At 46.4% G+C, this 12635-nt stretch carries 12 protein-coding genes and 9 tRNA genes; 2 read left to right on the top strand and 19 right to left on the bottom strand.

The window, feature by feature from the left end; translation table 11 throughout:
• Positions 1–65: 65 nt before the first annotated feature.
• Positions 66–323: a post-transcriptional regulator gene (locus tag JOD82_RS18120; protein WP_013311570.1), complete on the bottom strand. Its 258-nt coding sequence runs from the start codon at positions 321–323 to the stop codon at positions 66–68.
• Between the two features lie 307 nt (positions 324–630).
• On the opposite strand from JOD82_RS18120, the gene spoVB reads away from it, so the two are divergent.
• Positions 631–2205, top strand: a complete 1575-nt coding sequence (gene spoVB / locus JOD82_RS18115; RefSeq protein WP_209949769.1) for a stage V sporulation protein B — start codon at positions 631–633, stop codon at positions 2203–2205.
• 5 nt (positions 2206–2210) lie between these two features.
• Here spoVB and JOD82_RS18110 read toward each other — a convergent pair whose 3' ends face one another.
• On the bottom strand, positions 2211–2987 hold the full coding sequence (locus tag JOD82_RS18110) for a YetF domain-containing protein (RefSeq protein WP_039275025.1): 777 nt from the start codon (positions 2985–2987) through the stop codon (positions 2211–2213).
• A 206-nt stretch (positions 2988–3193) separates the two neighbouring features.
• Between JOD82_RS18110 and JOD82_RS18105 the strand changes: the two genes are divergently transcribed.
• On the top strand, positions 3194–3583 hold the full coding sequence (locus JOD82_RS18105; protein WP_029514806.1) for a TIGR04086 family membrane protein: 390 nt from the start codon (positions 3194–3196) through the stop codon (positions 3581–3583).
• Between the two features lie 87 nt (positions 3584–3670).
• Here JOD82_RS18105 and yajC read toward each other — a convergent pair whose 3' ends face one another.
• The 17 genes from yajC to JOD82_RS18020 form a co-directional block, all read right to left on the bottom strand.
• A complete protein-coding gene (yajC, locus tag JOD82_RS18100; RefSeq protein ID WP_029514804.1) occupies positions 3671–4006 on the bottom strand; it encodes a preprotein translocase subunit YajC in 336 nt (111 codons plus the stop codon).
• A 34-nt stretch (positions 4007–4040) separates the two neighbouring features.
• Positions 4041–5180, bottom strand: coding sequence for a tRNA guanosine(34) transglycosylase Tgt (tgt, locus tag JOD82_RS18095; RefSeq protein ID WP_029514803.1), 1140 nt, complete (start codon positions 5178–5180; stop codon positions 4041–4043).
• A gap of 20 nt (positions 5181–5200) precedes the next feature.
• On the bottom strand, positions 5201–6229 hold the full coding sequence (gene queA, locus JOD82_RS18090) for a tRNA preQ1(34) S-adenosylmethionine ribosyltransferase-isomerase QueA (protein WP_029514801.1): 1029 nt from the start codon (positions 6227–6229) through the stop codon (positions 5201–5203).
• Between the two features lie 7 nt (positions 6230–6236).
• Complete coding sequence (locus JOD82_RS18085) at positions 6237–8330, bottom strand: SpoIID/LytB domain-containing protein (protein WP_029514799.1); 2094 nt, start codon at positions 8328–8330, stop codon at positions 6237–6239.
• A gap of 228 nt (positions 8331–8558) precedes the next feature.
• Positions 8559–9566 (bottom strand): Holliday junction branch migration DNA helicase RuvB, encoded by a 1008-nt coding sequence (gene ruvB, locus JOD82_RS18080; protein ID WP_013372650.1) that lies wholly within the window; start codon positions 9564–9566, stop codon positions 8559–8561.
• Positions 9567–9616: 50 nt separating this feature from the next.
• Positions 9617–10231, bottom strand: coding sequence for a Holliday junction branch migration protein RuvA (gene ruvA / locus JOD82_RS18075; RefSeq protein WP_029514798.1), 615 nt, complete (start codon positions 10229–10231; stop codon positions 9617–9619).
• Positions 10228–10731 carry a crossover junction endodeoxyribonuclease RuvC gene (gene ruvC / locus JOD82_RS18070; RefSeq protein WP_029514797.1) on the bottom strand — a complete coding sequence of 168 codons (504 nt, stop codon included), beginning with the start codon at positions 10729–10731 and terminating at the stop codon, positions 10228–10230. The genes ruvA and ruvC overlap by 4 nt, the downstream gene beginning before the upstream one ends.
• Positions 10732–10959: 228 nt before the next feature.
• A complete protein-coding gene (locus tag JOD82_RS18065; RefSeq protein ID WP_209949768.1) occupies positions 10960–11664 on the bottom strand; it encodes a BofC C-terminal domain-containing protein in 705 nt (234 codons plus the stop codon).
• Positions 11665–11779: 115 nt separating this feature from the next.
• Positions 11780–11853: transfer RNA gene (locus JOD82_RS18060), tRNA-Pro, on the bottom strand.
• 7 nt (positions 11854–11860) lie between these two features.
• Positions 11861–11940 (bottom strand) — tRNA-Leu (locus JOD82_RS18055).
• 12 nt (positions 11941–11952) lie between these two features.
• Positions 11953–12029, bottom strand: a tRNA-Arg gene (locus JOD82_RS18050).
• A gap of 5 nt (positions 12030–12034) precedes the next feature.
• Positions 12035–12109 (bottom strand) — tRNA-Gly (locus JOD82_RS18045).
• A gap of 35 nt (positions 12110–12144) precedes the next feature.
• Positions 12145–12220 (bottom strand) — tRNA-Lys (locus JOD82_RS18040).
• A 28-nt stretch (positions 12221–12248) separates the two neighbouring features.
• Positions 12249–12325 (bottom strand) — tRNA-Asp (locus JOD82_RS18035).
• 26 nt (positions 12326–12351) lie between these two features.
• Positions 12352–12428 (bottom strand) — tRNA-Met (locus tag JOD82_RS18030).
• Between the two features lie 29 nt (positions 12429–12457).
• Positions 12458–12533 (bottom strand) — tRNA-Val (locus JOD82_RS18025).
• Positions 12534–12543: 10 nt separating this feature from the next.
• Positions 12544–12615 (bottom strand) — tRNA-Glu (locus JOD82_RS18020).
• Between the last annotated feature and the right edge of the window lie 20 nt (positions 12616–12635).

The raw sequence follows: 12635 nt of genomic DNA, 5'->3' as shown, positions 1-12635 counted from the left end.
TCAATATTCCTATTATAGCTACCCCTCAAAAAGCAGTCAATTTGAACGCAAAAAAAGACCCCCTTCTATTCGAAAGTGGAGCCCCGTAATGCGGACATAGTCAAATAGTTCATAAAGCTCGTCGCTTTAAGGGAAAGTATATCGTTAACGAGCTTGTGCAGCGGAGGAATACCCTCCTTTTCATATTTATGGCTGACGCAATTCCACACGTCCTTACTTGTGACATGCTCATAGCCTACGAGAATCAACTCGTCCGCCTTACTTTGACAAAGCATCTCAATTGCGTCATCCCAATCCTGCTCATCCAGCTCTTCCATACCCACGATGGCCGTTCCTCCTCCCAGCGACTACCGGTTCCGCAGATCAGCAATTAGCGGGGTTATTGACTGCTTTGTAGAACATTTCTGTCCTGATCCTGGAAAACCCTTCTTCTCGTTGAAAATAGCCTTAAATCAACAATATATGCAATCATTTCGCTCGTCAATAGCAGAATTCACCACTCTCCCTCTTGTTGTCTAAATCACTTTGTTTCTGAACGGAAAAGCTTGTCATGAAGATGGACAGGTCCAGCATATCTTCTAAAGTAATGTATAGACGCAGAATTACATTTTGGGGAAGAGGGAGTTGCGATTGAAAAAGCAGACATTCATCCATGGAGCAATTATTTTATTGGCAGCAGGAATTATCAACCGGATACTAGGTTTTATTCCCCGAATCGCACTCCCGCGTATCATCGGCCCCGAAGGAGTTGGCTTGTACCAACAGGGGTATCCCTTTTTTATCGTTCTGGTGACGCTTATTACAGGGGGAATCCCTCTTGCGGTAGCCAAGCTAGTAGCCGAAGCCGAAACGGCGGGACAGCCCGAAATGTCGCGGCGTATTTTGCATACCAGCCTGCGCTTCACCATTACACTCAGTCTGATCGCCATGGTGCTCTGTCTTGTGTTCGCGCCTTGGATCACAAGCCATCTTCTGACCGACAGCCGCGTGTATTATACATTCGTGAGCATGAGCCCAATGATTGTCATTGTAGCTGTTTCTTCAGCTTATAGGGGCTATTTTCAGGGAAAGCAAAATATGATTCCTTCCGCTAGTTCCTCGATTGCCGAGACCGTTATGCGCATTTTTTGTGTCATTTGGTTTGCTTACTTGTTACTTCCCCATGGGGTAGCCTACGCTGCTGCAGGTGCCATGCTCGGTGCTCTGGCGGGCGAATTCATTGGCATGATTGTGCTTCTATGGCAATACGTGTGTAACCAGCGAAAAGATCGCATCCTTCAGCCGAATTCGCCTGGCCCCTCCTCTGAGGTTTATCCCGAGCAATCATCTGTTTTGTCACGTCTTATGTCTATATCCGTTCCCGTGACTGCTGGAAGGCTTGTCGGTTCCTTATCCTATTTGCTCGAATCTATCTTGTGCATGCGCAGCCTTGCCGTAGCAGGCATTGCAACTGGCGTGGCAACCGCACAATATGGAGCCATGCAGGGCATGGTCATTCCTGTGTTATTACTCCCTGGGGTTCTGACCAGTTCATTAGCTGTTTCACTCGTTCCTTCGTTATCCGAAGCAGCGGCTAAGGGGCATATTATAGCCATTCACAAACGTCTACATCAATCGCTTCGGCTCGCTTTGGTTGCAGGAGCCCCATTTGCCGTGATCATGTATGTATTGGCGGAACCTCTGTGTCTGCTACTCTACAATAATGGCGATATTGCAGGAATGCTTAAGCTCATGGCACCTTTTGCTCTTTTTATGTACATTCAGGCCCCGCTTCAGGCAGCACTTCAGGCGTTAGACCGTCCTGGAAGTGCCTTATTAAATACCTTTATCGGAGCCGTTATCAAAATTGTGCTGATCGTCTGGCTTGCATCCCAACCTCAGTACGGTATCTACGGAGCTGTCATCGCCATTTGTATTAACAGTGCCATTGTTACTCTCCTTCATGGCTTCAGTGTCAGCAGGCTACTTCGCTTCCGCGTACGTTTGCTCGATTTCTGGAAGACCGGGATAGGCATGATCATCATGGCAGCAGCAGTGTTATATACCTACAGACATTTAACGATGTTCGACCAAATGTGGCTCCAATTTATTTTTGCCGCAGGCTTGGGAATTATTCTGTACCTTTTCCTGATGACCTTGATCAAAATGATTGATTGGGACAACCTTACACGCATTCCAATCCTGAGAAGATGGTTTAAAGCATAAGAAATCTAATCCGAAGATTTTCCATAGGCCGGTGGTGTAATGTACACATCACCTCTATGGTTAACCGAGCATAAAAAAACATCCTTAAAATCTTTGTGTCCCTTCGCTTGAATTTGATTTTTAAGCCAAAACCGGTTCATATCCATTCGTTCCAAATTTCGATCCAGCACCTTACCATCCATGATTAATGGAATAGGCAGTCCCTCATATCTAAACTTTCCACCGATTTGTGGAGAAGGATGGACTTTATCCACCTGTAGCTCTTTGTTTGCCAAATCTGTTCCGTTTAATTCCTGCTTCATTTTTTCGTGTTCCACTCCATCGTTATCATCCTTACCTATAACCGTTAGCTTACCTGTCGTTTCCAAAATAACATATTCAACTTCGTCCAGACTTTCTATATTTTGTTCACGAAGTTGTAACAGCAAGTCATCCAAATTGTAACGTTGTTTCACCATTTCGTCCTTGTTTAATTGTCCATTAGAGTACAATACACTGGGCCTACCATCAAATAGTAAGCGCAGTCGCCGACTTTTCAGACTGAAATAGGAAATCCCAATTTGCAAAATTAACAGCACTCCTAAAGGAATCAATCCTTCGTAAAGTGGACGTTTTATGTCCTCCAGACTGAATACAGCAATTTCTGCAATCATAATGGATATGACGAGATCGAAAACTGACAATTTACCGATCTCCCTTTTACCCATCAAGCGCATCACCAGATATACAATAAAATACATGAGCAGCGTCCGAAAAATATGAGCAAAAATATCGTGACTCAATATGTTCGCCTCCTCCCCTGTACTTGCAATAAGACATGAGTCGTTCATTGTACACGTATTCTGACCGTTCCTCACTTGGCTCATACAAAAAACAAAAGGCTAAATTATTGAAATAAAGAGAAAGACTGCTTGCGACTTGGTACTAAGCCGTGAGGCTTGGCCATAGAATGATAATAGTTCAAACCTTGGTACAGGAGGAATTATCAATGGAGCTCATTCGCCGCTGGTGTTCGTTTCGTCTGGCCCATCCTATTTTATCCGGCTTATTCTATGCTTTTGCATGGATGCTGCTTGGCGCATTGATTCTTTCACTACTCTTGTGGCTGACACAGATGCAGGAACAGGACTTATCATTGTATACGTACATCGTCCATGCATTCGCCATGCTATCTGGTGGCTTCGTCGCCGGTAAAAGATCAGCAAACAAAGGCTGGTATCAAGGCGGTATTACAGGTATCCTGTATGGACTAATCGTTCTGCTGGTCGGTTTTCTGGCATTGGATGCGGGCATGGTCGGCAAGGACCTGTTACACTTAGGTTTCGCGTTTGTCATAGGCGCAGGTGGTGGGATGTTTGGCATTAATCTCAACAAGTAATCAAAATGTTTGTACCCATGTAATAAAACAACACAAAAAACCGAGCCTCCTCAAAGGCTCGGTTTTTGTATAACGGTCACCAGCATTTTACGATTTGGAAACAACTTCCTCAGATGCCGTGTCTTTTGCAATCGCGTTGCTGATTGCACTGCGGTCAAAGGTCAGCTTCGTGACATCATTCACACGCAAAACTACTACATCATCCGTAATCTCCATAATTGTACCGTGAAGACCTCCGATTGTAATGACTTTATCTCCCTTTTTCAAAGCTTGAAGCATCGTTTGACGTTGCTTTTGTTTTTTCTGATTCGGGCGAATCAGCAAGAAATAGAAGATTACAAACATCAGAGCCAGTGGCCAGATCATTTGAAAAAGTCCGCCAGTTCCACCGGGTGTAGCAGCGGCTGTAGCAAAATGAAACATGTTAAATCCCCCTTTCGTATACTCTCCCTAAAACTTAAAATCCTTTATCATTATCATGAAGACCGTACTGCTCAAAAAATTCATCTCGGAAATCAAGCAGCCTGTCATCCATAATCGCTTGTCTGACATTACGCATCAATTGTATTAAGAAATGCAAGTTATGATACGTTGTCAGTCGGAGCCCGAAGGTTTCATCCGCTTTAATCAAATGTCGCAAGTAAGCACGTGAATAATTGCGACAGGTATAACAATCACAAGCAGGATCGAGCGGGCCAAAATCACTTGCATATTGGGCATTGCGAACGACAAGACGACCTTGGCTGGTCATCGTTGTCCCGTTGCGAGCAATTCGGGTTGGAAGTACACAATCGAACATATCCACACCACGGATAGAGCCTTCAATCAAAGCATCAGGCGAACCCACGCCCATCAAATAACGTGGCTTGTTGGTGGGAAGCAGAGGAACCGTATAATCGAGCACTTCATACATCAAATGTTTCGGTTCACCTACGCTCAGTCCACCAATAGCATACCCCGGGAAATCCATGGAAGTCAAATCCGCAGCGCTTTGCCTGCGCAGATCTTCATGCATGCCTCCCTGAACAATGGCAAACAGACCTTGATCATGAGGACGCGCGTGTGCCTCTAGACAACGCTCAGCCCAACGGCTGGTGCGTTCCAGTGACTTTTTCACATACTCATATTCAGCCGGAAACGGCGGACATTCATCGAAGGCCATCATAATATCTGAGCCAAGTGAGTTTTGAATTTCCATCGCCACTTCAGGCGAAAGAAACTTTTTATCTCCATTTAAATGAGAGCGAAAATGAACACCCTCCTCTGAAATCTTGCGCATTTCACTTAAAGAAAACACCTGGAATCCGCCGCTGTCCGTTAAAATAGGGCGATCCCAATTCATAAACTTGTGCAGTCCACCCGCTTCACGAATAATATCGTGGCCAGGACGAAGAAACAAATGGTACGTGTTACTCAAAATAATTTGAGCATCCATCGCTTTCAGTTCCTCAGGACTCATCGTTTTAACAGTCGCTTGAGTTCCCACAGGCATAAAGGTTGGTGTCTCAATAACTCCGTGAGGAGTGTGTACACGCCCGAGACGGGCTCCCGATTGCTTGCAGGTTTTGATATGTTCGTATCTTATTGCTGGTGCCATATTTTCTCTACCATCCTTAATTAATAAATGAACATTGCATCCCCGAAGCTGAAAAACCGATATTGTCGGTCAATCGCCTCCTGGTAAGCATGCATAATATTCTCCCTGCCCGCCAGTGCGCTGACCAGCATAACCAAGGTGGATTTGGGCAAATGAAAATTCGTAATCATCGCATCCACCACACGGAATTCATAGCCTGGATAAATAAAAATCTGTGTCCAGCCACTACTGGCCTCTAATACTCCATCACCAAATTTATTACCCACCGTCTCCAGCGTCCGGCAACTGGTCGTCCCCACCGCCACGACTCTTCCACCGCGCGCCTTGGTTTCATTGAGCACATCGGCTGTTTCCTGTGACAATGAATAGTATTCTTCATGCATTACATGCTCTTCAATCGTATCCACAGACATCGGTCTGAACGTCCCTAAGCCAACATGAAGTGTGATAAAGGCAACGGTAACGCCCTTCTTTTTAATCTGGTCCAGCAATTCTTCTGTAAAGTGCAGCCCTGCCGTTGGAGCCGCAGCCGAACCTTCATGCCGAGCATAAACGGTCTGATAGCGCTCGCGGTCATCCAGTTGTTCCTTGATATACGGCGGAAGCGGCATTTGGCCCAAGCGGTCCAATATCTCCTGGAAAATACCGTCATATGAAAATGACAGTACCCTGCCGCCCATATCTCCTTCTTCCTCAATTACTGCTTTCAGCTCATCACCGAAAACGATAACAGCACCCTTTTTCAGCTTTTTACCAGGTTTCACCAATGCTTCCCATCGGTCCCCTTGCAGTTGCTTAAGCAACAAAACCTCAGCCTTAGCTCCCGTGTCTTCCTTGATGCCAAACAAGCGTGCAGGAATCACTCTCGTATCGTTTAATACCAACGTATCCCCTGGTTGGAGATACTGCACAATATCCGAAAACGTATGATGGCCCACTTCACCGTTATTTTTGTTTAATGTCAGTAATCTGGAAGCGCTCCGATCAAGCAAAGGCGTCTGTGCAATTAATGTTTCAGGCAGTTCAAAATCGTAGTCGTTTACGTTCATATATTGGTCAGTCCTTAACTATATCCACATTTTTATAATAGTGTTGCAAAATTTTCTTGTAATCATACCCCTGCTCGGCCAAACCATTGGCACCCCATTGGGATAAGCCCAAACCATGACCATTTCCTTTACCTGTAAAAATAAAGCTTTGTGTTTTGTCAATGACTCGTGCATGACGATCTTCATTCATGACGATCACCCCGTTACCACTTGAAGTACTGCTGCCAGATGCGGACAGGATTTGAGTGCCTTGTGTACCACTTACATGAGAAGTAGCCCCATCAGCGCCTAATACAGTATAACTTCCGGTACTCGCAATATCAAACAGTGTGCTCGGGAGTCCGCCCATTGCTGAGCGAAACATATCCGGATACTTCACTTTCAAAGGGGATCCGTTCGCTTCAACCTCCAACACTCGCCCTGATGGACCACGTTTGGTGACATCGAGGTGATTAATAGAGGAAGGCACTGTACCCGTTACTTTTCCTTGCAGGGATTTAGCAAGCTGAGCTGACGTAAAGGGCCCCCTCACCCATGCATAGTCTCCGGACTGAGGCACCTTTTCTAATACAATGATCTCTTCACCCGGCTGCGCCTTGGCTATTGGTGTAACCGTCGATTGAATTTGGGGAATAGGACGCACATTTGTATTTTCCGCAGTGACGGTGATTTTGTCTAACCCCGCTTCTGTGACACCCTCCAGTTCCTTAGCATTATCCTCACGAATATACCCTGTCTTGCCACTGGAGAGAAGTACATGATACCATTCCTGTGCTCCTTTTTGCGCCGAAGTATCCCCCGAGCTGTCTACGCTAGCAAAGGCTTCGCCACCACTGTTCCACACCTCAGAAGCATCTGCTGTCACACCGCCCGCATTAGATGAAAATACAGCTTCGACCACTTTGCCGCCACTTTTAATGACTTCACCAGCTGTTGCATCTACAGCCTCATTGACATTGGCATGTTCCGAGCTCTTCCCGTTGTAAGCCTGGCTTAACGTGCCATCTACCACATTGCCGATCTGAAACCGATTGCCTTGGGCAAGCGCATAGCTACGAGCCGCTACCGCTTGAGCCTTGAGCGCTTCATCTGGCCATGAGGAATAGACCTCTGCTCCTACCACGGAATACAAATACTGCTCCAAAGGGACTTCGTTCACAAGCGCCAGCTGGCCTGACGTCATGCCAACCTCCATCTCGCCACGATATGTACGCTGTGATCTTTCCATCACTTGTACTCCATTATTACCGCCGTTGACAATTACCTTGCTATTATCAGAACCACTTAGCATGTAATGAGACATCACCTGCGAGCCGGTCGTGACTCCTGCTTCCTGTCTTATAATGAGGCCGGCTTGAGTAGCATTAACTTTAGACAACGTGAGTCTCGGTTGCTTGCTCTCCAACTCAGTTTTCAAAGCCAACAGCTTGCTGTCATTACTTTCTTCTCCAACCCACACAGCATACTGACCTCTTGATTGAATCACAGTAAAAGCATCAAAGCCCGCCGCAGCAATTGTCGTTCGAACGAGATTAGCTTCCTGCTCGCTTCCGTAGCTTCCAGTGGACCAATGCTTGTTTCCCTTCACCTCGGCCTGCGCTCCGGTTGCCGAGGAAATCCGCTGTACAGCAGCCTGCGCAGACTGTTCACTAGCATATATTCCCGCGTACACTTGATACACAGAGCTACCATTTTTTGAACCGATAAAAACCGTAGGTTTATCATTAGTCTTTTGCAGGGCTTGCGCCGCTTTTATCGCCGCTGCTTCATTTCCTTCAAGTACCTTCACCCGATAGCTGTCTACACTAAAACGAGCTGTACTGTCTGGCAGTCCCATCCAAGTTTGAAAGCTGCCTCCACTGTTCTGTCCAACACTCAGACCTCCTGATGATTTCAAGGTTACAGCGGGGACTGTCGCTTTATATTTGCTACCTAGATCCGCAAAAATCACTACACGAATATCCTCTTGGGCAGCGGCAGCGTGAACGCCTGAAGACCAAGGTATGCACACTGTAGCTAATACCATAATCGCTGCTGCTCGTTTGGCCCGGCCCATCCATGCACCGAAAATACTTTCTCGGTTAAATGCTTTTCCACTCATTTCTGGCTCCCCCAATCTAGCTGCCTAGCACTTATATTTGCGTAATTTATCGGGCTCTCGATCCTTGTCTGTCCCTTTAAATACATCGGCGGAATAAACCAAAATATAAACCCGCCAAAATCTTACTTATACTCTCATTCCCTCAGTCATCCGTCAGCCGATATCGTATTCACCATACTGCATGTAACCATGCAATAATTTTTTTAAAAAGTGCATCATGTTTCCTAATCACCGTGGATCCGTTGGCATGGGGATTCCAAGGTGGGCATATGCCGCCGGAGTCACTGTTCGTCCCCGAGGTGTTCTTTGTAAAAGACCAATTTGTAACAAATAGGGTTCATACACGTCCTCAATAGTCTGACTCTCTTCACCAATGGTTGCAGCAATTGTGTCCAATCCTACAGGTCCGCCCCGGAATGAATGAATCATGGCCTTAAGCATTTTATGATCAATTTCATCCAGCCCGAGAGGATCTATTTGAAGTCTCTTTAGTGCCTCTGCAGCCAACTCAGAATGGATAATTCCGTCTCCGGCAACCTGGGCAAAATCACGCACCCTTTTTAATAGTCGGTTGGCAATACGCGGTGTCCCCCGTGAACGCAATGCGATTTCCTCCGCCGCATCCCCGACAATTTCAATCTCCATAATATCCGCGTTCCTGGACACAATGTAAGCCAGCTCGTCTGTCGTATAAAACTCTAATCGACTAATAACACCAAACCGATCACGCAATGGCGCAGAGAGCAGCCCAGCGCGCGTAGTGGCCCCTATAAGTGTAAAGGGTGGCAAATCCAGACGGACTGAGCGTGCACTCGGGCCTTTACCAATCATAATATCCAGCGCAAAATCCTCCATCGCCGGATACATGACTTCTTCCACCGTACGATGAAGGCGATGAATCTCATCAATGAACAAAACATCACCCTCTTGAAGATTGGTCAGCAATGCTGCCAAATCTCCCGGTCTTTCAATTGCAGGACCTGAAGTCGTACGCAGATTAACCCCCAACTCATTGGCAATAATGTTAGCAAGAGTTGTTTTACCCAACCCAGGCGGTCCGTACAACAGTACATGGTCCAACGCTTCTTTACGCATTTTGGCCGCTTCAATATATACTTTCAGATTTTCCTTAACCTGATTTTGCCCGATATATTCATTTAGATAACGGGGGCGAAGGCTTAGCTCCGCCGTCTGGTCTTCCATCATCAAATTGGCGGAAATAATCCGGTCATCCATATTCCATCGCTCCTCTTTTCACCAGACACTTGTTAACGGACATCCGCGTCCTATCCGGCAAACAACAGTTGCAAAGCCCGCTTCATCAAAATATCGGCAGATTCATCAGGTTTTGCATCTTTCTTCATTCTGCTCCATACCTTATCCAACTCAGTATCAGTATAACCGAGGGCCTTGAGCGCCTCACGGGCCTCGCCCCAATATGAACCTTCGCCTTCTTCTACGACAGGCTCAGCAAACAATCCGGTTGCCATCCCTAACGAGCCAATACCGTCCAGCTTGTCTTTCAAATCCAGAATCATACGTTGTGCCGTCTTTTTACCGATCCCCGGTAACTTGGTGAGAAATGTGATATTCTCCTGATAAATCGCCGTTACCACATGAGCAGGCGTACCGCCTCCTAAAATACCAAGCGCAACACGCGGTCCAATACCAGATACATCAATCAGTTTACGGAATAGCTGCTGCTCCTCACGGGTCGCAAAACCGAACAGTAAAATAGCATCTTCCCTTACATGATGGTGAATATAAATAACCACTGAACCTTCAGTTTTGGCGAACGCGTAAGGATTCGGACAAAATACCCGGTACCCTACACCCTGTACATCTAAAACGACATATTCATTTTCCAAATGGGCCACAGAACCACGCAAGAAATCTATCATTTTCGCAATACCTCATTTAATTTTGAATTTAGTCCATAGGAGTGCGCATGACAAATAGCCACCGCCAAAGCATCCGCTACATCGTCCGGTTTCGGCACAGTTTGAAGCTTTAGAAACATTCTAACCATTTCTTGTACCTGTTTCTTCTCAGCCTTACCATACCCTACAATAGCCTGCTTTACCTGCATCGGCGTGTATTCACCTATAGGCAAATTACGTTGTTTTGCAGCCAGCACCAGCACCCCACGTGCCTGACTTACAGACATAGCGGTTGTAACGTTGCGATTAAAAAAGAGCTTTTCCAGTGCTACCGCATCAGGCTTATATTTATCTATTAATTGCAACATGCCTTCATACACATGAAGCAGCCTTTCTTCTTCCGGTGTATGAGCCTCCGTCTGGATGCAGCCATACTGCACAGGCACCACTTTACTGCCAATCTTGTCTACAAACCCGAAGCCCACAATAGCAATACCCGGATCAATTCCTAGAAAACGCAAAAAAATCTCTCCCCTATCGCTCAATCATGGCGTAACTAATCAATAGCCAGCGTTATCCTGAATATACTCACGGTCAAATACCATATAAAGCGAACATATGTGTCGTTCTTTTCATTATAACAAAACTTTGTATCTAATAGAGGAAAAAATTTAAACATGAGTAAAAACATAAAAAGAGACGCTTCAAGCCTTACCTCATGGGCAAAGCCTAACGTCTCGCAGTTGTAATCAATAGTGCTGTTTTAATACCCTCTGTGTTCGCTCCACGGCAAAGTCACTAAAAGTGGAAATTACACTGTTATACTCATTTATATCCTGTACACGGATTCCCTGCTGAAGTTGTTTATACACCCCTTCTGGCAAGGCCGTCTCCATGGAACCCACATCCAATTGAAAAAAAGTGCGGATTACTTTTTCTCTTTTAGGCAGCCCTTCATACAATGTAAGCTGGCCGTCAGTGCTCAAACCCATGTATCCACGCTCTTTGCATGACTCTGACAAGTCTTCCACCCTGCGTTCCAGCCACACCTCTCCTTTGGTATTAAGTCGTCCCTTCCAATCGGGATGTTGCTTCAGTAAGGTCTCTAGCTGCTGTGAACTTAGCGTTCCCAAGGAAAGTGTTTCCGTACCACATACGTAGGTGGTTAACAGACGGGTCTTCCTGCTTATACCGGAAGCACGAATACTTAGTAATAGTTGCATATGTGAGGAGTGATCTTCAGTTGGACCCAGATGTGAAGCCTCCTCCATGCCCTCCTCTGCCATGACGGTAGTAGCGAGTGGCTGTGACAACATAGCCTGCATATAATTCGATAACAGAATACCCAACCCTGCCAGCAAACAAGCCGCGCCCAAAATGCTACAGGCCCACACTGTTCTTCTCCACTGTTTCCAGCGCCGTTTCATCTGTTTTTTCCAACTTAATCGCTTCACAGTAATCCCTTCCGTCCCACTTTTTGTGTTAGTGTGACCTGGCGATTACTGATTTATACAAAAAGATAATTAATATAACAAAAAAGCCGCTGCTTCCAGCGACTTTCCTTTTGAATCGGGATGACACGATTTGAACATGCGACCCCCTGGTCCCAAACCAGGTGCTCTACCAAGCTGAGCTACATCCCGAAATACATGCCGGTGAGAGGACTCGAACCTCCACGGTTTCCCTCACGATTTTGAGTCGCGCGCGTCTGCCAATTCCGCCACACCGGCTTATGAAGTTAATGGCGCGCCCTGAGAGATTCGAACTCCCGGCCTTTTGATTCGTAGTCAAACGCTCTATCCAGCTGAGCTAAGGGCGCAAATATGGAGCGGACGACGGGAATCGAACCCGCGACCCTCGCCTTGGCAAGGCGATGCTCTACCGCTGAGCCACGTCCGCAATATCATTATATCCATGACATATAAGTGCATGAATGGTGAGCCATGAAGGACTCGAACCTTCGACACCCTGATTAAAAGTCAGGTGCTCTACCAACTGAGCTAATGGCTCCCAACAGGGTAACATAACTTTGTGAAAATGGCGGAACTGACGGGATTCGAACCCGCGATCTCCTGCGTGACAGGCAGGCATGTTAGGCCTCTACACCACAGTTCCATAGCAGTTTACATTCAAAAGTTAATTGGTTGCGGGGGCAGGATTTGAACCTGCGACCTTCGGGTTATGAGCCCGACGAGCTACCGAACTGCTCCACCCCGCGATAATATTAGGGACTGCTATTTAAATAAATGGTGGAGGCTGAGGGGCTCGAACCCCCGACCCTCTGCTTGTAAGGCAGATGCTCTCCCAGCTGAGCTAAGCCTCCATACTACTTATGACCCGTAGGGGATTCGAACCCCTGTTACCTCCGTGAAAGGGAGGTGTCTTAACCCCTTGACCAACGGGCCATACAATAAAATAATTATGG

The organism is Paenibacillus sp. 1182 (assembly GCF_017833915.1).
GTDB lineage: Bacteria > Bacillota > Bacilli > Paenibacillales > Paenibacillaceae > Paenibacillus > Paenibacillus polymyxa_D.
Note: the sequence above shows the minus strand (reverse complement) of the source record. Positions and strands in the feature narration are given on the sequence as shown.